A 22,204-nucleotide genomic window follows, 5' to 3' on the forward strand; every position below is an offset into this window, starting at 1 on the left:
ACGCGTTCCGGCGGCAAGGGGACATGCAATGAACACATCGAGCCGACCGATTCTTAGTCGTACCGTGGTCGTCAGCGCATTGGTGCTGGGTCTGGGCGTATCGAGCGCGGCGCTCGCCGATCGCGATGACCTGATCACCACGGCGAGCACGGCCGGTACCACGGCCTATATCGTCGGCAAGAACGTCGACGACAACGATTTCGCTCAGGCACAGGACTTCGCCGACAGCCAGTCGGTCGCCCTGCAGCGCGAAGCGGCTACCGGCGAAGGCGAACACATCGACTCGCTGGCGCTGTTGCTCGGCGAACAGGATCCCGAGGCGTTCGGCCAGTGGATGCAGACACACTACGCCGAACTGTACAGCGACGGCGTGGATACGAAAGCCAACCTTGCCGACCGTATCGTGGCCATGCGCTGAATCCGGACCGGATGGATAGAACGCCGCACCCCGTGCGGCGTTTTTTTTGCGCGGCATGCGCGCCGCACGCGAGACGGCGGCACGCCGCCGGGGCGGTTGGTATTGCATTCGGCCGAGTGCTGGTGTTCGATGACAGCCTGCCAAGGGCGCGGTCGAGCGTCCCGACGAGGAGTCTCGCATGACCACGGCCTTCTATAGCCACGACAGTTGCCCGTTGCACGATATGGGCGGCGGCCATCCCGAATCGCCCGGCCGATTGGCGGCCATCGAAAAGGGCATGGGCGTGGTCGGCGTCGATCGACGCATCGAACGACGCGATGCGCCTGCGGCGGACGTGCAGGCCATCAAGCGCGTACACGATGCCACCTATGTCGATGAACTCATCGCGTTTGCGCCCAACGATGGCCTGCGGCGTATCGACGGCGATACGGCGATGAATCGGCATAGCCTGGGCGCGGCACTGCATGGTGCTGGCGCCGCAATCGCGGCCACCGACGCCGTGCTGGCCGGCGAGATCGCGAACGCCTTCTGCGCGGTACGCCCGCCCGGTCATCATGCCGAACACGCTCGCGCCATGGGTTTCTGCTTCTTCGACAACGTGGCGGTGGCCGCTGCCCACGCGCTGGCCGTACACGGGCTGTCGCGTGTGGCCATTCTGGATTTCGATGTTCACCACGGCAATGGCACCGAGGACGTGTTCCGCGGTAACGAGCATGTGCTGTTCTGCTCCAGCTACCAGAACCCGCTGTTTCCGTTTACCAGCGATACCAGCACACCGGGCCGGCTGATCAAGTCGCCGCTGCGCCCGGGTACGGGCGGGCATGTCTTTCGCAAGGCGATCGAGCGCGACTGGCTGCCGGCGTTGGATGCGTTCGCGCCCGAGATGATCTTCGTCTCGGCGGGTTTCGATGCCCACCGCTCGGATCCGCTGGCCGATCTCATGCTCGAAGCCGAGGATTTCGCCTGGGTGACCGAGCGCATTGCCGAGGCGGCCGCACTGTATTGCGACGGTCGGCTGGTGAGTACGCTCGAGGGCGGCTACGCGCTGGATGCACTGGCCGCGAGCGCGGCCGTGCATATCGACGTACTGTCGCGCGCCGGCGAATGAGTCTCGCGTCGTGGTCCCGCGCGCGCGCGGCGATGGCCGGATTCCTGCTGTGCGCGCTCTGGCTTGCGCCGACCTGGCCGGCCGGCGCCGATGAGGCCGTCGGGACGGATCATGAGCCGAAGCCTCCGTCTGAGGCCGCTCGCGATGCGAAGGGTCCGACCGATTTCCTGGAATTCAGCAGCACGCTGACCGCCGACTGCATGCTGCATCGGTCGCAGCTGCGCCAGATTGCCAATACCAGTGCCGACCGAGCGATCCGTGTGGTGCTCTGGAGTTATACCGGCAAGACACGCAGCCAAGGCAGCAGTACCAAGACCCTCCAGCCCGGCGCGGCCCCCGTGCCGCTGGGCTGTGACGGCACGAGCGGGCTGCAACGCCGCTGGGAGATCGAGTCCGCCGAGTTCGTCGAACCCGGCGGTACCAATGACTAGCCTGCGACCGGAGCCCGCCCGGGCCGATTGAACCAGAACGCCAGGGCCAGGGCCGGCAACCCGAACACGGCGGCCGTGAGCCACAGCTGGGCGTGGGTCATCGGCACCGGGCCGCCGCCGGGAATGGCTACGGCCAGACCGGCGACGATCAGTGCCGCGCGCAGCGGCCACTGCAGCAGCGTATGCCGACAGAGGTTGCCCACGCCCAGCAGATAGCCCTGCATCGCTCCGGCGATGAGTACCACGCCGATCACGGCTTCGGTGAACACGTACAGAATCTGGATCGCGCTGCCCTGCAGGATCAGCGCGGGGTTGAGCACGAACAGGAACGGAATGAAGTAGATGATGCTGCCCAGACGCATGGCCTGGAAACCGGTCGCCATCGGCCGCGCGCCGGCCAGCGTGGCGGCAGCGAATGCGCCCAGGGCCACCGGCGGGGTGATATAGCTGAGCATGCCCCAGTAGAGAATGAACAGATGCACGGCCAGCGCATTCATGCCGCCGCCGTTGACCAGTGCCGGGGCCAGGGCGACGGCGAGGAAGATATATGCTGCGGTGACGGTCATGCCGATGCCCAGGATGAAGCTGGTCGCAGCCCCCATGAACAGCAGCACGAGCGTGCTGCCACCGGCCAGGTAGATCAGATCGTTGGCAATGGTGCCGGACAGACCCGTCACCGACAGCGCACCAACGAGCAAGCCGACGCCCGAGAGGATGGCAATCAGTTCGGCGAACAGCTTGGCCGCGCCGAGGAAGAAATCCTTGACCTCGGCCCAGCCCCAGCGCTGGTAGGGCAGCACCTGGTTGATGATCAGCAGCAGCGCGGTGGCATAGAAGGGCGCGATCGCCTCCTGACGCAACACGAACAGCATCCAGATAAGCAGGATGAATACGAAGATGAAATACCAGCCTTCCTTGAGCGTCTGCTTGGTGGAGGGCAACTCATCCTTGGGTAGCCCTTTGAGTTCGTGGCGAGCGGCATAGGCATCGATCTGTATGAACAGGCCAAGGAAATACAGAACCGACGGAATCGCCGCGGCCATGGCGATATCGCCATAGGGAATATTCAGGAAGCTGGCCATGATGAAGGCGGTCGCGCCCATGACCGGCGGCATGAGTACGCCACCGGTCGAGGCGCAGGCCTCGACGCCTGCCGCATAAGACCGGCCGATGCCGACCCGGCGCATGGCCGGGATCGAGAGCACGCCGGTCGTCAGCACGTTGGTGATCACGCTGCCGCTCATCGAGCCCATCAGCCCGGAGGAGAAGATCGAGACCTTGGCCGGGCCGCCGCGGACATGGCCGAGCAGCGCGAACGCCAGATTGATGAAGAACTTGCCACCGCCGGTCTTCTGCAGGGCCACGCCGAACAGCAGGAAGCCGATCACCAGGTTGGCAAAGGCCTGCAGGGGAATCCCCATGATGCTCTCGCGCGACATCGCGTGGTAGATCGCGGTCTGCGGCCAGCTCGAAGGAAAGCCCTTGATCGGGCCGGGCATGACGTCGGCGAAGATCGGATAGATGCTCGCCAGGCCGACGATGATCGCGATCGGCAGGCCGCCGGCTCGGCGTGTTGCCTCGATCACGAATGCCCACAGCACGAAACTCATGATCATCGCGTTACGGGGCGCGGCGTACTCCCAGCCCAGGTCGATGATATCGGTGGCGTTGTAGACAAAATAGCTGCAGGTCGCGAACGCGCCCGCGAACAGCACGATGTCGTACCAAGGTGGGCTGGTCCGTTTGGACTGGCCCCAGGCCGGCCACATGACGAACACCAGCGGCAGCATCAGCGTGACGACCGTATAGAAGAACTGGCTTTCGACCTGGGTAACGAACGACAGGTAGCCGAGGTTGAGCAGATAGTCGAGCGTGATGAGGGTCAGTGCGAGGGTGGCCAGACGGGGCAGCCAGGCCCAGGCGCCGGCGAGCGGCCGGATGCCCGACACCTCGGTCGCGGCGCTGTCGGTTTCCTTGATCGGTTCGTTGGGGGTCATGGGCGATGTCTGCCAGCGTTGCAGCGCAATGCGCGACGCGCATCACGCGAATGAGGGGGCGGTTGGGCAAACCGAAGACGGCGCGGCCCACCAAAGGCCGCGCCGTCATGACGTCATCCGGTTGGCGCTATTCGAAGACCGGGTCCATGTCAGCGCCCTTGAGCGCCTCGGCGCGCGCGCTCATCCAGCCTTTCTCGAACGCGGCGTCGTCGCTGGGCGGATCACCCGCGGTGTAGTCCTTCCAGGTCTTCATGAGGAGATTCTGACGCTCGACGAGCATGTCCTGATGGGCTTGCATCTCGTCGGTCCAGACGCCTTTCTCCTTGTAATACTTGACCACGGCGTCGTGGAAGGGAATCACCCATTCCATGTTCTGTTTGTCCAGCGCATAGCCGGCGTTACCGGGGGCTGCATCCTTGTATTTGTCGAAGTCCTCGATGAGCACCTTGATCAGGTTGTAGGCCGTCTGATCGTCCAGCCGGTCGTTGCCGATCAGGATCGGATAGGGGTAGCTGGCACCGATCCAGGGGTGGTCCTTGCCGTAGTCACCGGCGACCGAGGTGGCCTTGTGCGGCTGGAAGTAGGGCGCGACCTTCTTGAGCCGTTTCCAGCCTTCGGTGTCGTTCGGGTCCAGCGTGGGCCAGACGATGCCGCGCGGGCTGGCCGCCAGCTGCTGGGCGGGCGGCGCCACGCTCATGGTGAACGACGCATCGGCTTGGTTGGCGATGATGCCGTCGAACGAGCGGCCGTAGCCCGGATAGGTGACCTTCTCGACGTCGTCCCAGGTCAGTCCGCCGAAAGCCAGAAATGCTTCGGTCCCCTTGTTGAGCGCATCGTCACCGCGAATATAGGCTACGCGCTTGCCTTTCAGATCGGCCGGTGTCTTGACACCGGTATCACCGGCTACGGCCACGCCCAGGCCGAAGCTGGCCGTGGATGTGGCAATCACGCGGATCGGCTGAGGACCCCACTGACGCCCGGCGAACATCATCACGCCTTCGAAGCCGTAGTAGCTGGCGATGCCGCAGGCGCACAGTGGCACGCGGCCCAGCCGCAGCGGCGTCATGCGCGAGACATCGTTTTCCCCCGGTAGGATACGCACCGACGTGCCGTATTCGTTCTGGAGAAGATTGCCGATCGACACCATCTGCGTATAGCCGGCCGAGCCGGTACCGTACGCGGTCATGGCCAGCGTGCGGGGCAGTTTGACGTCGCTGGCGGCCAGGGCCGCAGACGCGCTCAGAGCAATGGCGCCGGCAGACAGCGCCTTGAGTATCGGTCGCATGATGTTCTCCTCGAGGATCGGCGGGTGCGGACAATATACCGCTTTGTGAAATGCTATTTTATTAATAGCTAATTCACAGTAGACAGCGGCGCCGGGCGTGTCAACGGCAGCGACGCTCAGACTTTTGTCGCAGATAAATCCCTGTAATTAGCAGGTTTTATCCCATGCGCCCGCCTGTCCGGGCGTCAATGCGGCGAGATGTGCCGGACTCGGTCGTGGGCAGCCGGTCGTGTCGCGCAAGTCGGCTTGCCCAGCCAGCGTTCCACAGCGATCCGGTCTTGTCCGAGGCCTCGTCTTCGTCGATAATTGCAAATAATTCGCATTAACATTGTTCGATTCGCGGCCTCGAGAATGCCGGGCCGCCGGGCGCGAAGCCGCCCTCTTTTTCATTCCTCCGGGGGACCGACATGAGACAGTTCTGGCACGCAGGCACGGCAATCGTCTGTTTGGGCGCGGGTTTGGGCCAGGCCGCCTGGGCCGCGGACGCCGATGCCGGGCGTTCGGCCGACACGTTGTCGCTGGGCGCAATCGATGTGCAGAGTTCCGCCTTGGCGAGCGGCGATCGCCTGCCGGCGGCCAACTATGCCGGCGGTCAGGTTGCCAGCGGCGGACGGCTGGGCATCCTCGGCGAGAAGCAGGCCATCGATGTGCCGTTCAACGTGGTCAGCTTCACCTCCGAACTGGTTGACGATCAGCAGGCAGATACGGTGGCCGACGTGTTGGTCAACGATGCCTCGGTGGTCTCGGGACTGGGTTTTGGCAACTATGCCGAGCGCTACACCATCCGTGGATTCGAACTTCTCGGCGAGGATCTGGCCTTCGGCGGTCTGTACGGGGTGCTGCCACGTCAGATCGTGGCGACGAACTTCGTCGAGCGCGTGGAGCTATTCAAGGGGGCGAACGCCTTTGCCAACGGCGTGCCGCCGACCGGCTCGGGCGTGGGGGGTGCCGTCAACCTCGAGCCCAAGCGTGCGACCGACGATCCGCTGACTCGCCTGCGTGTGGGCTACGCGTCCGACAGCTACGGCGAGACCGCTATCGACGCGGGCCGTCGTTTCGGCGAGAACAAGCAGTTCGGCGCGCGGGTCAACCTGGCCTACGGTGACGGCGATACCGCCATCGACCACGAGCACCGGGAGAATATTTCCACGGCGCTTGCGCTGGATTTTCGCGGCGAGCGCAGTCGTGCGTCCCTGGATGCCGGGTATCAGAAGCAGGATATCGACGGCGGCCGCTCGATCGTGCGCCTCGGGCCCGACCTGCAGTCGGTACCGGCAGCGCCGGATGCCGAGACCAACTACACGCCGGAGTACACCTTCAGTCGTCTGGAAACCGTATTCGGCATGCTGCGCGGCGAATATGACGTCAGCGACGCCTGGACGGTCTATGCAGGGATCGGCGCCAACGATACCGACGAGCTCGGTGAATACGCCTCGGTCACGCTCGACAACGCCAACGGCGATGCCAGCGTCGGCCGTCTCGGCGTGCCATACGAAGCCCAGGCATTCGCCGGCCAGGGCGGCGTACGCGGCAGTTTTCTGACCGGTCCGGTCAGTCATAGTCTGAACCTCGGCTATGCCGGGTTCTATCGCAAGACGAGCTCGGCGTTCACCTTCGCCCCGGCCACGCCGAACAACACCAATATCTATGATCCGGTGAATCTGGATTCGCCGGCCACGACATCGGCATCGGGCGATCTGGATAATCCCAACGTGCGCAGCCGTACGCGTGCCGACGGGGTGGCGCTCTCGGACACGCTGGGCTTTGTCGACGACCGGGTGCTGCTGACGCTCGGGGCACGCTATCAGGCGATCGAGGTGAACAACTACAGCTACGAGGGCGTGCTCGATCGCGACAACCGGCCCGACGACGACAAGATCTCGCCGGTCTACGGGCTGGTGGTCAAGCCGTGGGAGAACGTGTCGCTGTATGCCAACCATATCGAGGCCCTGCAACCCGGTGACGTGGCACCTAACACCGCGAACAATCCGGGAGTGACGATCGGCATCGCCGAATCCAAGCAGAACGAGATCGGCGCGAAATATGCGGGCTCTCGGTTTGGCGGCGGTATTGCATTGTTCGAGATCGAACAGCCCAATGCGCGGCTCGATGATAACGGCGATTTCGGCTATTTCGGCGAGCAGCGTAACCGCGGGGTGGAGCTGAGCTTCCACGGTGATGTCGTGGACGGCTTGCGACTGATCAGCAGTGCCACCTGGATTGATTCGAAGCTCCAGGATACCGGTGACGGCACGACCGAGGGCAACCATGCCATCGGCGTTCCGGAATACCGCCTGGTGGTCGGTGGTGACTGGGACCTGCCGGGGGCACCGCGCTGGACGGTCGACGGCCGGGTCATTCGGACCGGCTCGCAGTATGTCGACGACGCCAACGATTTCGAGATCGACGGCTGGACCCGGGTGGACCTGGGCCTGCAGTACCGGATGCCGGCGGGACAGAGAACCGTCGTCTGGCGGGCGCGCGTGGAGAACGTGGCCGATAGCGACTACTGGGCCTCGGCGCAGGGTGGCTATCTCACCCAGGGCGATCCGCGCACGTTCAAGCTGTCGGCCATGGTGGATTTCTAGCCTTTAGCAACCATGGGCCCGGGAATGCCCGGGCCCGCGGACAGTGTTGGCCAGGTCGTGCAGCGCCAAGCCCGCGCCGGGCCATTACCGGCCCGACTCCGGCGCAATTCCGGTCAATCCGGGCCGATCGGTCGCCCGGGCCGTGCGCAGGCGCTGATCGGGCTGGAGAAAACGCCAGGGCCGGGGGCGTGCCCCGAGGCGCCGTCCGGCTAGCGCGAGAAGTCGTCGGGGAGCCTGACCAGCGTGGCGCCCCAGGACAGGCCGACCCCGAAGCCGACCAGCAGCAGCAGGCCGCCGGGTTTGATCTGGCCGTTGGTCAACGCCCGCTTCATGGCGATCGGCACGCTGCAGGACACGGTGTTGCCGATATCCTCCATGCACACCACGAACCGTTCGGCCGGCAGCGCCAGTTTCTTGCGGATACCTTCCAGTACGGTCGCGCTGGCCTGATGGGGGATCACCGCGTCGATATCGTCCAGGCTTACCCCGGCCTTTTCGCATAGCTGGGTGACCGCCTGGGGGACTTCGCGCAAAGTGAACTCGATCACCGCACGCCCGTTCATGTAAATGTTGTGGTCCGAACGCGTGTTGCCGTGGCGGTCGGTGTACTCCTCCGAGGGCGTGGCATGACCGCGGTTACGCATGCCGCTGTTGGGCACGATCAGGTCCTGGGCGCCGGATCCATCGGTACCATAGATGAACGGGCCGATCGTGGATTCTCCCTCGGCGGCGCTCATCAGGGTGGCGGCCGCGGCATCGCCGAACAGCGCGCGCACGCTCTTGTCGCCGGGGTTGACGAATTTGCTGTAGGTGTCGGCGGTGATCAGCAGCAGGCGTTTCGACTGGCCGGTCTCGATCAGGGCCTTGGCCACGCCCAGCGCGTAGATGTACCCCGAGCAGCCCAGGTTGATGTCGAGCGCGCCGATATGCGTGGGCAGGCCGAGGCGTTCCTGGATCAGACAGGCGGTGGTCGGGGCCAGATAATCCGGCGACTGGGTGCAGAAGATCAGGTAATCGATCTCGGCGGGGTCAATGCCGGTGCGTTCGAACAGCCGCTGCGCGGCGATCACGCCGAAATCCGAGGCGCATTCGTCATCATTGGCGACATGGCGCGCGCGGATGCCGGTCTTTTCGGCAATCTTTTCCAGCGGCCAGTTGGGAAAGCGCGCCGCGATCTCGTCGATCGATTCGGTCCGCTCGGGGAGCATGTATTCGATGGCGTTGATGACCGCAGACATTATTCGGGTACCCGGGGATGGAACGGACAATCACGTAGCAACGGTTTTCTCCCGATCAACTGATGGCCACATGGGCCTGAACCGCCTGTAGGCCACAACGACAGGCGGACAATATCGACACCCGAAGCGCCCGCGTCAACGCCGGTCGTTCGCATTCTGCGAGACCGTGCGGTTCCGGTTTCATCCGGTGCCGCGCGTTTCGCGCCTTCGAGTCCGCCATGGTAGCGGCCTTGGGCGCGCTTTGCCTGTTGCGTGTCCGACACCGGTGCCCGGCCGGTGCGCCGCCAGCCCGGCGTGCGGGCCTGCCTACCGATGGGCAGATCTGTGTCGAAGCCGTGCAGGTTACGATGAACTAACGCGGGCAGCCACATACTCATGCTCGTTATTCGACACGGTGGCGCGAGGGCGCACAGATGAGCGACAGGCGAGCCAGCACGGCACGGTTTCGGCCGCGGATCGGGGTGCACGCGTTCACGCTGCTGGTGGCGCTGTTCATCGTAGCGGTAGACAACCGCGAATTCTGGCAGCAGCTCGACGCGGCCGCGCATCTGACCGAGATATCGAACTGGCCGTTCGCGATCGCCGTCGCGGTATTCCTGGTGGCCGCACTGTCTTTTCTGATGTCGTTGTTCGCCTGGCGCTATCTCTACAAGCCGTTCGTCATCGGTTTGCTGTTGATCGCCTCCGTCGTGGCGTATTTCATGACGACTTATGGCGTGGTCATCGACGATACGATGCTCGCCAACACGGTCGAAACCGACAGCGCCGAGGCGGCCGGACTGTTCAGTCTGGCGCTGGTCTGGCATCTGCTGATCACGGGCGTGCTGCCGGTTGTGATCGTGCTCTGGGTTCGTCTCGATTACCGGCCGTTCTGGCGGGCGCTTGCCTGGCGCCTCGTGTTCGCCCTGATCATGCTGGGCGTGGCCGGCGGCGCGATCGGCGCCCAGTATAAGAGTTTCTCGCTGGTACTGCGCCAGAACCGGGACCTGCGGATGTTCATCAATCCGACTTATGCGATTTACTCGGCGAGCCAGTTCCTCACCCGCAGCGCAGAGGCCGAGAACATCCCACTCAAGCACATTGGCCAGGATGCGACGCGTACGTCGGCTGCCGGCAGCCGCGCTCGCCGCAAGATCCTGATCGTGGTGGTCGGCGAGACCACGCGCGCGGCCAACTGGGGGCTCAACGGCTACGAACGCGATACCACGCCGGAACTGGCCGTCCGCGGCGTGCTGAACTTCGGCGATGCCCATTCCTGCGGCACGTCCACGTCGGTGTCGGTGCCGTGCATGTTCTCGCCGCTGACGCGTAAGAACTACGACGAGTACGAGGCGCGCCATTCCGAGAACCTGCTGGACGTACTCGCGCGGGCCGGTGTGGCGGTGCACTGGCAGGAAAACCAGGCTGGTGGCTGCAAGGGCGTCTGCGAGCGCGTGCCCACCGAGAACATGCGGGCCCGGCGAATCGAGGGCGTCTGCGACGCGGATCATTGTCTCGACGAGGTGTTTCTGCACGGCCTGTCCGCATCCCTGGACGACGGCAAGGGCGATCTCGTGATCGTCATGCATACGATGGGCAGCCATGGGCCGGCCTACTACGAGCGTTACCCGAAGGATTTCGCCGTCTTCGGCCCCGAGTGCCGCAGCAACCGGCCCGCCGACTGTTCTCGCGCCGAACTCGTCAACAGCTACGACAACACCGTTCGCTATGTCGATCACATCGTGGCCTCGCTGATCGACAAGCTCAAGACCCGTGCCGATGCAGCCGATACGGCGCTGATCTATCTGTCCGACCACGGCGAGTCACTGGGCGAGAACGGGCTCTACCTGCACGGCTTCCCCTACATGGTCGCGCCCTCCGAACAGACCCATATCCCCATGGTGGCCTGGCTTTCGCCGGGCTTCATGCGCGACTCCGGACTGGCGCCCGCCTGTCTGGCCCGGGCGACCGGTGAGCGGGTCAGTCAGGACAATCTGTTCGACACCGTGCTGGGGCTCATGGATGTGCAGGCCACGGTCTACGATCCGGCCGAGGATCTTTTCGCCAACTGTCGCCAGGCGGGTGCGAACGGCCAAAAGCCGGCGGACTAGTCCGCGCGCAGGGCGTAGCGGCCGCTTCCGAGCAGTGCCACGGCCACGGCCACGAACAGAAAGAACGCCTGCAGTTCAATCGCCCAGCCGCCCTGGGGGCCCAGCGACAGGATCTGGCCGGTATGCGCCAGCAGTAGCGCGAACACCATGTTGATGATGACAACCACCGCGGCCGGGCGTGTGAACGCGCCTGCAATCAGCAGGATCGGTGCCACGATCTCGCCAAAGAACACGCCGTAGGACAGCGCCTGTGGCAGGCCGTAACCGGCAAGCATGGCCTGTACGCCGTCGATGCCGCCGGTGATCTTGGCAAAGCCGTGGGCGATCAGCAGCAGGCCCAGGGTCAGCCGCAGGATGAGTTTGCCGATGTCGTCGGCCAGATATCGGTTCATGGGCAGGGCAACGAAAGAGATCGACGAATTCTAAACTGCACGGTGCGAATCAGCGAGCACGAGCAGTGCGCAGTCCGCATCAGCCCTCGGGCTAGGTTCGATCGCGCCGAGCCGTGGCCAGCCGGGTCTTGAGTGCACAGCCGCTGCAACTGGTGCACCCTCCGCTCGCACAGCCGCCGGCCCGGTCGGTCGCCGGTGCAAGCCAGCGCCCCAGCCGCTGAAGCGGTGCGGGCCGGTGGGGCTGGGTCAGCGAGGCCGCCAGCGCCGCCTGGAAACGCAGCGACGTGGCCGGCAGGAAGCGCCGAATGGCCGCCACGCTGCAGATCAGCAGCAGTGTCGCGAGCACCACGGCCTGGAACACCAGGAATAGCGACATGGTCTGAGCTCCTCGATCAGCCGCCGGCGATCAGCCGGGCGATCTGGAAGGTGGCGAACGATGCCAGATAGGCCAGCCCGAAAAGATAGCCCGTGGCCGCGGCAACGACCCGCCAGGAATTGGTCTCGCGGCGGATCACGGCCAGGGTGGACAGACACTGCGGCGCAAAGACATACCAGGCGAGTAGCGATAGCGCCGTGGCCAGGCTCCACTGGTTGCCGATGAGCGTGCCCAGCTGTTCGCTGACGCTGGCCTCGTTGCCGGACATCGCATAGACAGTGCCGAGCGCGGAAACGGCGACTTCGCGTGCGGCCATGCCCGGTACCAGCGCTACACAGATCTGCCAATTAAAGCCGATCGGTGCGAACACATATTCCAGACCATGGCCGAGCATGCCGGCGAAGCTGTAGTCGATCGCAGGGCCCGGCGCGCCGGCCGGGGCGCCCGGAAAACTGGCCAGGAACCAGAGCAGTACGGTGAGCACGAAAATGATGCCGCCCACACGGCGCAGAAAGATCCGCGCGCGTTGCCATAGCCCGAAAGCGATATCGCGCGGGTTGGGCAGCCGATAGGGCGGCAGTTCCATCATCAGGGCGTGTTCGCTCTGGTCGCGGCGCAGCCGCTTCATCACCCAGGCCACGCACATGGCGCTGACGATGCTGGCGACATACAGACCGAACAGCACCATCCCCTGCAGGTTGAACAGCCCGAGCACGCTCTGCCGTGGAATGAAGGCGGCGATGAGCAATGTATAGACGGGCAGGCGCGCTGAACAGGTCATCAATGGCGCGACGAGAATCGTCGCCAGCCGGTCGCGCGGGTCGGAGATGCTGCGGGCCGCCATGATGCCGGGGATCGCGCAGGCAAAACTCGACAGCAGCGGAATGAAGGCCCGGCCGGTCAGTCCGGCCTTGAACATGATCCGATCGAGCAGAAACGCGGCCCGGGGCAGGTAGCCGGACTCTTCCAGCATGAGGATGAACAGGAACAGGATCAGAATCTGTGGCAGGAAGACGAGCACCCCGCCCAGGCCCGCGAACAACCCGTCAGTGACCAGGCTGTGGAGAGCGCTATCGGCAGGAAATACCGACGCCGCGTGCGATCCGAGCCAGCCGATGCCGGTTTCGATCCAGCCCATCAACGGCTCGGCCCAGGAAAACACCGCCTGGAAGATCAGAAACATCATCACGGCGAGGGCAGCCAGGCCGACCACCGGATGCAACAGCCAGCGGTCGATGGCGTCATCCGTGGACCGGGCCTGGACAGGCATCTGTACGGCCGCTTGCATCAGATGACGGACCTCGCCATGCAGGTCGGACCCCGGTACGGCCGGCGGCCGCGGCAGATCGGTATCCAGCTGTGCGATCAGCGCGGCGACGCCGTCGCGCCGTACGGCCACCGTCTCGATCACCGGCATGGCCAGACCGCTGGCCAGGGCCTGTCGATCGATACGAATACCACGGCGACGGGCGCTGTCCATCATGTTCAGTGCGACCACCATGGGACGGCCGAGGCGGGCCAGTTCCAGCACGAAGCGCAGGTGCAGACGCAGGTTCGTGGCGTCCACCACGCACACGATCAGATCCGGCGGGGCCTCGTCGGCGTGGGTGCCGTTGCAGATCGACTCGGTCACGCGCTCGTCCGGGCTGGCCGAGCTCAGGCTGTATGCCCCGGGCAGATCGAGCAGGCTGAACACGCGGCCCGACGGGGCCTGCAGCCGGCCCTCCTTGCGCTCGACGGTCACTCCCGCGTAGTTGGCGACCTTCTGATGGCTACCCGTCAGCCGGTTGAACAGCGCGGTCTTCCCGCAGTTCGGGTTGCCCGCCAGTGCGATTCTCAGCGTCGCGGCGCTCATGCGGGCCGGCTCGTATCGACTTCCACGCGGGCGGCCTCGCTTGCACGCAGAGCAAATCGCGTGGACCCGATACGCACCAGAATCGGATCGCCGCCCAGCGGTGCCCGGGCGACGATCTGCAGCGGCTCGCCGTCGACAAACCCCAGATCACGCAGCCGCTGGGCGATGACGTCCGGTGCCTGGCGGTCGGTAACCTGGCGCACGACCGCGGGTGTATCCGATGGAAGTTCTGAAAGACGCAAGCGTTGGCCGCCGAAGGAATGAGAACTATTCGTATTGTACTCGCAAGTATTCAGCCATGCGAACCCGAGATGGGAGGGTGCTGGCTTTTGATAATGATTCGTATTTGCCTTATTCTGCAACCGTTCCCACGTCACAGTGGCCAAGCCGAGCCCGGCGTCGCGGAGAAGCCCATGTTCGAATTCAATGCCTGCCGCTTCGAGGTCAACGGGCGATGCCTGCTCGAGGCGTCCGATCTATGCTTCAAGCAAGGGTTGGTGTACGGGCTGATCGGGCACAACGGCTCCGGCAAGTCGACGCTGCTCAAACTCATGGCGCGCCAGCAGTGCGCAAGCTGTGGTGAGGTCTGTCTCAACGGCCGGGCGGTCGACGACTGGGGGCACCGTGAGTTCGCCCGCGAAGTCGCTTATCTGCCCCAACAGCTGCCCAGCGCGACCAGCCTCACCGTGCGCGAGCTGGTAGCCTTCGGGCGCTATCCCTGGCATGGCTTGCTCGGGCGCATGAGCCGCAAGGATCGCGAGCAGGTCGATCGCGCACTGGATCTGACCCATACCACCGAATTCGCCGATCGCATGGTGGACACGTTGTCCGGCGGCGAACGTCAGCGTGTATGGCTGGCCATGCTGCTGGCCCAGGGCAGCCGGTTCTTGCTGCTGGACGAGCCGCTGTCCGCGCTGGATATTGCCCACCAGGTCGATACGCTGGCACTGATCCGCGAGCTGACCACCACGCTCGGCATCGGTGTGATCATCGTGCTCCACGATGTCAACATGGTCTCGCGCTACTGCGATCAGCTGGTTGCGCTGCGCGGGGGCCGGCTGCTGGCCCAGGGCAGCCCGAACGAACTCATGCAGGACGCCACGCTGGAGGCAATCTACGGCATCCGCATGCGCGTGATGGCGCATCCGACCGACCACCATCCGATCGCCGTCGTTCAATGAGCCGGCGCAGGCGCCGAGCCTTGCCCGGTGTCCTGCACCGGCTTGCCGTTCTGCTGGTCGGTCTGACCGTGCTGGCCGGGCCTGTAGTCGTGGCGGCAGCGGCCAACGGCGAGACGGGCCAGGACGCAGCGCCGCCACGAGTCGCCGCGATCGATTGGGGGCAGGCACAGACATTGACCGCGCTGGGTGTACCGCCGGTTGCGGCCGCGCAGACCGACAGCTACAACATCTGGGTAGGCGCCCCCAAGCTCGACGCTGCGACCCGCGAGTTGGGCCTGCGCGCACAGCCGAACATGGAGCTTTTGTCCCAGCTCGATCTCGATCTGATCACGATCACTTCGATGTATGCATCGGCTGAACCGCGCCTGTCGCAGATCGCGCCGGTCAAGTCGATCGATATCTATCAGCGCAGCGGCGATGTCTGGACCAACACGCTGGCCGCCACGCGGGAACTTGCTGCGGCGGTCGGACGCCCGGCGGCCGCTGAACGCCTGATCGAAAAGACCCAGCGTCAGATCGCCCGGTACGCCCGCCAACTGGACGGAGATACGCCGCCGCTGCTGGTCGTCCAGTTCATGGACGCACGTCATGTGCGCGTATACGGCCAGCGCAGTCTGATCGATTCGACCATCGAGCAGATGGGCCTGACCAACGCCTGGCAGCAGCCCACGCTCATGTGGGGCTTTGCGCTGGTGCCCATCCAGCGCCTGGCAGCGATCGACGATGCGCTGATGGTCGTCATGGGGCCGATTCCGGTCGGCGTGGAAGCCGAGCTTGCCGACAGCGTGGTCTGGCAGAGCCTGCCGACGGTCCGCCGCGGGGCGCTGGTGCATATTCCGGGTGTATGGAGTTACGGCGGGCTGCCGTCGACCACGCGCTTCGCCCGGTTGATCGTGGCCGCGCTGGCCGACTATGCCGGGCCAGCCACGGCCGACGCAGCGGACAGCGCATCGGCGTCCTCCGCTTCGTGAGATTGTCCCGGCCTGCGATGACGCCTGCCCGGCTGTGCGCGCCGCTGATGCTGGTCCTGCTCGGGCTGATGGTCTACACCCTCAACCAGACCGCCCAGGGCATCGGCCCCTGGGGTCTGCTGTTCGGAAGTGATATCAAGGCCATAGTGGTGCGCTACAGCTGGGCGCCGAGCCTGGCGGTGGCCCTGTTGGGCGGCGCGGGGCTGGGCCTGGCGGGCGTTCTGCTGCAACAGACCTTGCGTAACCCGCTGGCGTCGCCCACCACCCTGGGTGTGGCCAGTGGCGCGCAGCTGGCACTGCTGGTCGCGACGCTGTTCGCGCCCTCGCTCGTGGTCTGGTCGCGCGGCGGTGTGGCGTTTGCAGGCGGCGCACTGGCCCTGGGTCTGGTTTTCGGGCTGGCCTGGCCGCGTCGGCTGGCCCCGACGGTGCTGGTGCTCGCCGGCATGGTGGTCAATCTCTATGCCGGCACGCTGTCGCTGGCCCTGATTCTTTTCAACCAGGAAGCCTTGCAGGGCATGATGATCTGGGGCGCGGGCTCGCTGACCCAGGACAACTGGAGCGGCGTGGTCTATCTGCTGCCGCGTCTGGCGCTCGGGCTGATCGGCGCGCTGCTGCTCAGTCGGGCACTCGCCTTGCTCGATCTGGACGAGGTCAACGCGCGTAATCTGGGGGTTTCACTGCTGTGGCTGCGCCTGGCCAGCCTCGGTCTGGCCGTGTTCGTAGCCGTGTGCGTGGTGGCCCGGCTCGGCAATATCGGCTTCATCGGCCTGGCCGCCCCCGCGATCGTGCGTATTGCCGGGGCGCGCACGTTCAAGGCGCGCCTGCTATGGGCGCCCGTGCTGGGTGCACTGCTGCTGGCGCTGGCCGATCAGGCGCTCAACGTGTTCGCGGGCAGCTCGGCCATGCTGGTGCCCACCGGCGCGGTCACCGCCGCGCTCGGCGCGCCGTTGCTGCTGTGGCTTATCCCACGCTTGAGCATGGCCCGCAGCGCGCCCACCAGCGGTGCGCTCAATGCGCCGGTTCGACGCCGTTCGCCCCGACGTTTCATCGCATTTCTGGCCCTCGCTGCACTGCTCATGGCCGTGATCGGGCTGCTGGTCGGCCAGGGCAGCACTGGCTGGCACTGGCCGTGGAGCCTGGCCTGGTCGGAATCCGGCGCCTGGCGGCTGCCACGGGTGGCCGCCGCGGCGGCGGCCGGCATGATGCTGGCGCTGGCCGGCACCATCATCCAGCGCGTTTCAGGCAATCCGCTGGCCAGTCCGGAAGTCCTGGGCATCAGCGCCGGTGCGGGACTGGGGCTGCTGGGGCTGCTGCTGTTCTTTCCCGAGGTCTCAACGGGGTGGTCGCTGACGGCCGGCACCATCGGCGCGCTGGCCACCCTGGGGCTGCTGATCGCGGTCAATGCACGCTCGGGCTTCGAGCCCGAGCGGCTGCTTCTGACCGGGATCAGCGTGATGTTCCTGTTCACCGCGGTCCAGCAGATCGTCATGGCCGGGGGCGACCCGCGCGTGCAGGGGGCGCTGGCCTGGATTCTGGGTTCGACCTATTCGGTGTCGCTGCCGCGCGCGTTGCTGGTCATGGCCGTGGCCGTCGCACTCATCGCCCTGGCACGGCCATTCGCGATCTGGCTGGATCTGCTACCGTTGGGCGGGCCCACGGCCCGGGCGCTGGGGCTGGACGTCGATCGCAGCCGGCTGTTCCTGCTTCTGCTGGTGTCGGTGCTCACCGCGGGGGCCACGCTCATCGTCGGCCCGCTGAGCTTCGTGGGGCTGCTGGCGCCGCATCTGGCCCGAATTCTTGGCCTGTCGCGCGCGCGTGAACAGATGGCCGGCTCGATCGTGCTGGGCGCGCTGTTGATGATCGGCGCCGACTGGCTCGGCCGTGAACTGATCTTTCCGTTCGAGCTGCCCTCGGGCATGGTCGCCACGCTGCTCGGCGGCGGCTACTTCATGTGGCGGTTGCGCCGTCTCTAGACGGCTGGCTGGCCGCGCCCGTTGCACGCGGCTGACCGGCCGCCGAGCGTCGATGGGCGGCGGTCGGTCGCGATGACCACGCCTGTCCGGGCCGCGTTTCGTTCAGCCGCGGCCGATCCGTGCGACCGCGTCGGCCGTGGCGGCATCGCGGGTGGCCCCGGTGAGTTCCACCAGCTGGCCGCTGCGCATTTCCAGCAGGCGATCGGCGTGTTCGAAATAGTGATCGTCATGACTGATCGCGAACACGGTATGGCCACGCTCGGCGAAGGCCGGCAGCAGTTCGCGATAGAACACGCGCCGGAATACCGGGTCCTGGTCGGCGGCCCATTCATCCAGCAGCAGGATATCGCGCGTTTCGGCCAGGGCGAGCATGAGCGCCAGCCGCTTGCGCTGTCCCTGCGACAGCTGGGTATCGAGAATGCGTTCCTCGGCCAGAACGAGCTTGCCTTCCAGTCCCAGACGCCGACGCCAGTCCTCGATGAACGCTGCCGGCGCCGGCGTGCCATCGTCGCCGATCAGCTGATCGAACAGGTGGAAGTCGGTGAACACGGCGGCGAACAGTCGGCGTAGCGACGCCCGCCGATCGGGATCGACGACCACGCCGTCGACCAGGATCTGGCCGGATTTAACGGCATACAGGCCGGTCAGCACGCGGGCGAGCGTGGTCTTGCCGCTGCCGTTGCCGCCGATGAGAAAGACCAGCTCGCCGCGCCGGAGAGTGAGATCGATCGGGCCAATGGCAAACCCGTCGGCCGTGTCGTGTTCGTCGCGGTCGTAGGCGAAACACACGCCGCGCAGTTCGAGCGTCTGCCAGTCGCGGCTGATCGGCTCCGGCGTGTCGAAATCCGGCGTGTAGTCGGCCAATGCAAGTGCGCGCAGCTTTTCGAAAGCCACTTCGGCGGCGATCAGCGTCGGCAGTGCTCCGACCGCACCGATTAGCGGCGTACGCAGAAACAGGATGGTCAGCGAGTAGGTGGCCGCCACCGTGGGCGTGGCCCAGCCCAGGCCGTTGGCCAGAAAGAACACCAGCCCGATCGCGCCGAGCATCATGATGTTGGCCCAGTTGTTGGCCGACAGATGGAAGGTATCGGCCCGGATGATATGGCGTCGGTAGCGCTGGGCGTCGGCGGTGTAGACCTCGTCGAACAGGCGCTGCGCGCGCGCCCGGTTGAGCCCGAGTTCCTTGCGTCCGCCGATCACCGTTTCGTAGTCGCGATACAGCGCGTCCTCGGCCTCGCGCACGAGCCGGATATGATGATAGACCCGGCGTACCAGCCAAGACCCGACGGCCATGGTGGCCGCGATCCAGGCCGCGGTCACGACCAGAATCGACGGCGACAGCCAGCCCAGATAGATCACGCAGGCCAGGGTGAGTATCGTGCCCTGAACCAGTTCGGGCAGACGCACGAAGGCGATGGTCACGTTGCGGACATCGGCCGACAGGGCGGCCAGCAGACGGGCACTGCCCAGACGCTCGACGCGTTCGATATCGGTATCGAGAATACGCTTGACCAGACGCGACCGCAGATCGAACACGAAACGGTGACCGAGCGTGGTCAGGCCGAGCTGGGCGCCCAGCGACACCGCCAGCAACAGCACGACCAGCCCGAAGAACGCGGGCAGTGCGCCCAGCGGATTACCGCCGGCTTCGATCAGGCGGGCATTGATGAAGGCGATCACACCGATGCCCAGCCCGGCGCTGACCAGGCTCGCAATCAGCACGGTCACGAACGCCGCGCGATAGTCGCGCATGATCAGTCGCAGCAGTTCCATGGGCGGTTATCCGGAGGCGCGTTCGAGGACGGGAAACCGCATGGCACGCGGGCAGTTCGCGCACAGATCCCATCGGGCGTCGAGATCGCGCATGCAGCACAGGCGGCGGCACTGATCGACGGGCCGGCCGTCGCCGTCCATTGTACCGGGCGGGCAGCGCTTGTAGGCACGGTAGAAAGGGTTGAAGCCACCGTCCGGGCGATCGCGACGGCTCAGCAGGTCGCGAACTGCGATGCGTGGCGCGCGGGGCGCTTGCGCCTGGCGATCCAGCTCGTCGAGCGCCCAGGCGATATAAGTCGAGGCGTTCGACCAGAACACCCGGGGCGCAAGCCGGCAATGAGCGGACAGAGCGTTCACCACCGGCGTGAACACCTCGTCGATCAGTGCCGACAGGTCGTGGCCGGCGTGGGCAGTGCCCGGTGTATCGGCAAGCCGGAAATAAGCCGGCGTGCCGTCGTCGCGGCTGGCCAGTGCCAGGCCGTCCAATGTCAGGGGCAAGGCTCGCCCGCTGCCCAGTTGGGCCACGAGCGTGGCGATGCCGAGCCGGCTGAAGAACCATTTCGACCACTGCGAAGCCGCCGCACGCGGTTCGTAGGTGTCGTGCGCAGCCGAAAAACATGCCAGACGTTCGGACAGTGACGCCGGCTCGATCAGTCGGCGCATCGGCACAGTCGCCGGATCCCACGCGGCCGGGCGCAGCGCATCGGCAAAGCCGGCGAGGTTGTCGTGGAAATACGAGGGATAAAGCGCCGCGACCATAGACACCGACCGCTACGGCGTCGTACCGCGCGTGGAATAAGAATCGTTATCAATACGGTAACGTGCCGGGCCGTCCCTGGCCAGCCATGTGTCACAACTCGGCAGCACCCAATCTGACATTACGCCTTGTCAGATAGTCCGAAAATTGCTATTTTTCATTTGCCGGCATTCCGCCGGCGTGTGAATCGATGCGACGGAGTGCGTCATGGCCGTGACCGATCTGCTGACCAAGCTCAACCCGCTGAAGTCCGATCTGAAGATCGATACCGATATGCATATCGCGATCGTCGGCGCCGGTTTTTCGGGGCTGGGCATGGCGATCCGCCTTAAGGAAGCCGGGATCGAAAACTTCACGATCCTGGAGCGGGCGGCCGATGTCGGCGGCACCTGGCGCGACAATCACTATCCCGGAGCGGCCTGCGACGTCGCCTCACATCTGTATTCGTTCTCGTTCGAGCAGAACCCCAACTGGTCGCGTGCGTTCGGCCAGCAGCCCGAGATATTCGACTATATCCAGCGTTGTACCGACAAATACGATCTGCGTCGGCATATCCGCTTCAATACCACCATCGTCTCGGCACGCTTTGACGAGGACGCCGGCGTGTGGATATCCCGCACTGCCGACGGCGAAGAGCTGACCGCGCATTTCGTGATCTCGGCGGTGGGCGCGCTGGCCGATCCGGCCTGGCCGAACATTCCGGGTCTGGACGAATTCACCGGCAAGCTGATGCATACCGCGCGCTGGGACGACGACTACGATCTGGCCGACAAGCGAGTGGCGGTCATCGGCTCCGGCGCCAGCGCGATCCAGGTCGTACCCGAAATCGCCAAGGCCGCCGGCGAGCTGACCGTGTTCCAGCGCACGCCCAGCTGGATCATGCCCAAGCCCGATCGGCCGATTCCTGCCTCCGAACAGGCCGAGTATCGCGAATCCGCCTACAAGCTGAAAAAGCGTCGCCTGCGGATCTACTGGGTGAGCGAGTTCTTCGCGCCGTTCGTCATTTCCGATCTGGGCTTTTTCAAGAAACAGGCCGAGGCGATGGCGCTCAAGCACATGCGCAAACAGGTGGCCGATCCGTCCCTGCGCGCGGCGGTTACGCCCGACTACCGCATCGGCTGCAAGCGCGTGTTGATTTCCAATGACTGGTATCCGGCACTACAGCAGGACAACGTCACGCTGATCGCCGACGGCCCGGCCCGTATCGAGGGCAATATCGTGATCACGCACGACGGGCGCCGGATCGAAGTGGATGCCATCGTCTGTGCCACCGGCTTCAAGGTACCCAGCAAGGCCGCGCCGTTCCCGGTCACCGGACGTCAGGGGCGTGATCTGAACACCGCCTGGGACGATGGCGCTGAAGCCTACAAGGGTGTGACGGTATCCGGCTTTCCCAACCTGTTCTTCCTGATGGGGCCGAATACCGGGCCCAGCCACACGTCGGTGCTGGAGTTCACCGAACAGCAGATGGACTATGCCCTGCAGGCCATAGCCCACGTTGCACGCCGCGGACTGAAGTTCATCGATGTGAAGAAGAAAGTGCAGGACAAGTTCAATCGCGGTATCCAGTGGCGAATGAAGCACACGTCGTGGACCTCGGGCTGCAACAGCTGGTATCTAACCGATTCCGGCAAGAACACCACGCTTTATCCGGGCTTCAACTGGGAGTACCGGCTGCGTTTGATGCGCTTCAAGCCGAGTGAATACGACGAGGTCAAGCGCGATAACGCAGTGTCCGCGCGTACCGATCGAGCCGCCTGAACACCACCTG

The 22,204-nt window shown here is 65.2% G+C and carries 18 protein-coding genes; 9 read left to right on the top strand and 9 right to left on the bottom strand.

Going from position 1 to position 22,204, the window contains the following annotated elements:
* The first annotated feature begins 28 nt into the window (after positions 1-28).
* The 3 genes from T31B1_RS05540 (at position 29) to T31B1_RS05550 (ending at position 1,957) form a co-directional block, all read left to right on the top strand.
* Positions 29-418 carry a DUF3015 family protein gene (locus T31B1_RS05540; RefSeq protein ID WP_353248444.1) on the top strand — a complete coding sequence of 130 codons (390 nt, stop codon included), beginning with the start codon at positions 29-31 and terminating at the stop codon, positions 416-418.
* A gap of 178 nt (positions 419-596) precedes the next feature.
* Positions 597-1,526, top strand: a complete 930-nt coding sequence (locus T31B1_RS05545) for a histone deacetylase family protein (RefSeq protein WP_353248445.1) — start codon at positions 597-599, stop codon at positions 1,524-1,526.
* Positions 1,523-1,957, top strand: coding sequence for a hypothetical protein (locus T31B1_RS05550; RefSeq protein ID WP_353248446.1), 435 nt, complete (start codon positions 1,523-1,525; stop codon positions 1,955-1,957). Before T31B1_RS05545 ends, T31B1_RS05550 begins: the two co-directional genes overlap by 4 nt.
* Here the strand turns inward: T31B1_RS05550 and T31B1_RS05555 are convergent.
* Complete coding sequence (locus tag T31B1_RS05555) at positions 1,954-3,954, bottom strand: TRAP transporter permease (protein ID WP_353248447.1); 2,001 nt, start codon at positions 3,952-3,954, stop codon at positions 1,954-1,956. The two genes, T31B1_RS05550 and T31B1_RS05555, sit on opposite strands and share 4 nt — an antisense overlap.
* 127 nt (positions 3,955-4,081) lie before the next feature.
* Positions 4,082-5,239 (bottom strand): TAXI family TRAP transporter solute-binding subunit, encoded by a 1,158-nt coding sequence (locus tag T31B1_RS05560; RefSeq protein WP_353248448.1) that lies wholly within the window; start codon positions 5,237-5,239, stop codon positions 4,082-4,084.
* Between the two features lie 407 nt (positions 5,240-5,646).
* On the opposite strand from T31B1_RS05560, the gene T31B1_RS05565 reads away from it, so the two are divergent.
* On the top strand, positions 5,647-7,827 hold the full coding sequence (locus tag T31B1_RS05565; RefSeq protein WP_353248449.1) for a TonB-dependent receptor: 2,181 nt from the start codon (positions 5,647-5,649) through the stop codon (positions 7,825-7,827).
* Between the two features lie 209 nt (positions 7,828-8,036).
* Here T31B1_RS05565 and T31B1_RS05570 read toward each other — a convergent pair whose 3' ends face one another.
* Positions 8,037-9,065: a ketoacyl-ACP synthase III gene (locus tag T31B1_RS05570; protein ID WP_353248450.1), complete on the bottom strand. Its 1,029-nt coding sequence runs from the start codon at positions 9,063-9,065 to the stop codon at positions 8,037-8,039.
* Between the two features lie 413 nt (positions 9,066-9,478).
* Here T31B1_RS05570 and T31B1_RS05575 point away from each other — a divergent pair, with 413 nt between their 5' ends.
* Positions 9,479-11,155 carry a phosphoethanolamine transferase gene (locus T31B1_RS05575; RefSeq protein WP_353248451.1) on the top strand — a complete coding sequence of 559 codons (1,677 nt, stop codon included), beginning with the start codon at positions 9,479-9,481 and terminating at the stop codon, positions 11,153-11,155.
* Here the strand turns inward: T31B1_RS05575 and T31B1_RS05580 are convergent.
* The 4 genes from T31B1_RS05580 to T31B1_RS05595 all read right to left on the bottom strand — a co-directional run bounded on the left by T31B1_RS05580 (position 11,152) and on the right by T31B1_RS05595 (position 14,020).
* The gene (locus tag T31B1_RS05580) at positions 11,152-11,547 is read right to left on the bottom strand and encodes a DoxX family protein (RefSeq protein WP_353248452.1); all 396 of its coding nucleotides are present in this window, start codon (positions 11,545-11,547) and stop codon (positions 11,152-11,154) included. The genes T31B1_RS05575 and T31B1_RS05580 overlap by 4 nt on opposite strands.
* A 91-nt stretch (positions 11,548-11,638) precedes the next feature.
* The gene (locus T31B1_RS05585; RefSeq protein WP_353248453.1) at positions 11,639-11,923 is read right to left on the bottom strand and encodes a DUF6587 family protein; all 285 of its coding nucleotides are present in this window, start codon (positions 11,921-11,923) and stop codon (positions 11,639-11,641) included.
* Between the two features lie 16 nt (positions 11,924-11,939).
* Entirely contained in the window at positions 11,940-13,778 is a 1,839-nt protein-coding gene (gene feoB / locus T31B1_RS05590; protein WP_353248454.1) for a ferrous iron transporter B, read from the bottom strand.
* A complete protein-coding gene (locus T31B1_RS05595; RefSeq protein WP_353248455.1) occupies positions 13,775-14,020 on the bottom strand; it encodes a FeoA family protein in 246 nt (81 codons plus the stop codon). Before T31B1_RS05595 ends, feoB begins: the two co-directional genes overlap by 4 nt.
* Positions 14,021-14,191: 171 nt before the next feature.
* Between T31B1_RS05595 and T31B1_RS05600 the strand changes: the two genes are divergently transcribed.
* From T31B1_RS05600 to fhuB, 3 genes are read left to right on the top strand one after another with little or no spacing between them, the layout of a single operon-like run.
* Positions 14,192-14,959 carry an ATP-binding cassette domain-containing protein gene (locus T31B1_RS05600; RefSeq protein ID WP_353248456.1) on the top strand — a complete coding sequence of 256 codons (768 nt, stop codon included), beginning with the start codon at positions 14,192-14,194 and terminating at the stop codon, positions 14,957-14,959.
* Positions 14,956-15,930: an ABC transporter substrate-binding protein gene (locus T31B1_RS05605; RefSeq protein ID WP_353248457.1), complete on the top strand. Its 975-nt coding sequence runs from the start codon at positions 14,956-14,958 to the stop codon at positions 15,928-15,930. Before T31B1_RS05600 ends, T31B1_RS05605 begins: the two co-directional genes overlap by 4 nt.
* A 17-nt stretch (positions 15,931-15,947) precedes the next feature.
* Positions 15,948-17,903, top strand: a complete 1,956-nt coding sequence (fhuB, locus tag T31B1_RS05610; protein ID WP_353248458.1) for a Fe(3+)-hydroxamate ABC transporter permease FhuB — start codon at positions 15,948-15,950, stop codon at positions 17,901-17,903.
* A gap of 102 nt (positions 17,904-18,005) precedes the next feature.
* On the opposite strand, the gene T31B1_RS05615 is transcribed toward fhuB, so the two are convergent.
* Positions 18,006-19,676, bottom strand: a complete 1,671-nt coding sequence (locus tag T31B1_RS05615; protein ID WP_353248459.1) for a multidrug ABC transporter permease/ATP-binding protein — start codon at positions 19,674-19,676, stop codon at positions 18,006-18,008.
* A gap of 6 nt (positions 19,677-19,682) precedes the next feature.
* The gene (gene fhuF, locus T31B1_RS05620; RefSeq protein WP_353248759.1) at positions 19,683-20,435 is read right to left on the bottom strand and encodes a siderophore-iron reductase FhuF; all 753 of its coding nucleotides are present in this window, start codon (positions 20,433-20,435) and stop codon (positions 19,683-19,685) included.
* Between the two features lie 205 nt (positions 20,436-20,640).
* Between fhuF and T31B1_RS05625 the strand changes: the two genes are divergently transcribed.
* Positions 20,641-22,194, top strand: coding sequence for a flavin-containing monooxygenase (locus T31B1_RS05625; protein WP_353248460.1), 1,554 nt, complete (start codon positions 20,641-20,643; stop codon positions 22,192-22,194).
* The last annotated feature ends 10 nt before the right edge of the window (positions 22,195-22,204 follow it).

Origin of the sequence: Salinisphaera sp. T31B1, from assembly GCF_040361275.1 — a bacterium.
Taxonomy (GTDB): Bacteria; Pseudomonadota; Gammaproteobacteria; order Nevskiales; family Salinisphaeraceae; genus Salinisphaera.

What these genes read in the sequence shown, in the direction of transcription:
- T31B1_RS05560 (WP_353248448.1), bottom strand. Translation starts at nt 5,239, where the DNA reads ATGCGACCGATACTCAAGGCGCTGTCTGCCGGCGCCATTGCTCTGAGC.
- T31B1_RS05625 (WP_353248460.1), top strand. Translation starts at nt 20,641, where the DNA reads ATGGCCGTGACCGATCTGCTGACCAAGCTCAACCCGCTGAAGTCCGAT.
- T31B1_RS05585 (WP_353248453.1), bottom strand. Translation starts at nt 11,923, where the DNA reads ATGTCGCTATTCCTGGTGTTCCAGGCCGTGGTGCTCGCGACACTGCTG.
- T31B1_RS05605 (WP_353248457.1), top strand. Translation starts at nt 14,956, where the DNA reads ATGAGCCGGCGCAGGCGCCGAGCCTTGCCCGGTGTCCTGCACCGGCTT.
- T31B1_RS05570 (WP_353248450.1), bottom strand. Translation starts at nt 9,065, where the DNA reads ATGTCTGCGGTCATCAACGCCATCGAATACATGCTCCCCGAGCGGACC.
- T31B1_RS05575 (WP_353248451.1), top strand. Translation starts at nt 9,479, where the DNA reads ATGAGCGACAGGCGAGCCAGCACGGCACGGTTTCGGCCGCGGATCGGG.
- T31B1_RS05600 (WP_353248456.1), top strand. Translation starts at nt 14,192, where the DNA reads ATGTTCGAATTCAATGCCTGCCGCTTCGAGGTCAACGGGCGATGCCTG.
- T31B1_RS05615 (WP_353248459.1), bottom strand. Translation starts at nt 19,676, where the DNA reads ATGGAACTGCTGCGACTGATCATGCGCGACTATCGCGCGGCGTTCGTG.
- fhuF (WP_353248759.1), bottom strand. Translation starts at nt 20,435, where the DNA reads ATGGTCGCGGCGCTTTATCCCTCGTATTTCCACGACAACCTCGCCGGC.
- fhuB (WP_353248458.1), top strand. Translation starts at nt 15,948, where the DNA reads ATGACGCCTGCCCGGCTGTGCGCGCCGCTGATGCTGGTCCTGCTCGGG.
- feoB (WP_353248454.1), bottom strand. Translation starts at nt 13,778, where the DNA reads ATGAGCGCCGCGACGCTGAGAATCGCACTGGCGGGCAACCCGAACTGC.
- T31B1_RS05540 (WP_353248444.1), top strand. Translation starts at nt 29, where the DNA reads ATGAACACATCGAGCCGACCGATTCTTAGTCGTACCGTGGTCGTCAGC.
- T31B1_RS05580 (WP_353248452.1), bottom strand. Translation starts at nt 11,547, where the DNA reads ATGAACCGATATCTGGCCGACGACATCGGCAAACTCATCCTGCGGCTG.
- T31B1_RS05550 (WP_353248446.1), top strand. Translation starts at nt 1,523, where the DNA reads ATGAGTCTCGCGTCGTGGTCCCGCGCGCGCGCGGCGATGGCCGGATTC.
- T31B1_RS05565 (WP_353248449.1), top strand. Translation starts at nt 5,647, where the DNA reads ATGAGACAGTTCTGGCACGCAGGCACGGCAATCGTCTGTTTGGGCGCG.
- T31B1_RS05555 (WP_353248447.1), bottom strand. Translation starts at nt 3,954, where the DNA reads ATGACCCCCAACGAACCGATCAAGGAAACCGACAGCGCCGCGACCGAG.
- T31B1_RS05545 (WP_353248445.1), top strand. Translation starts at nt 597, where the DNA reads ATGACCACGGCCTTCTATAGCCACGACAGTTGCCCGTTGCACGATATG.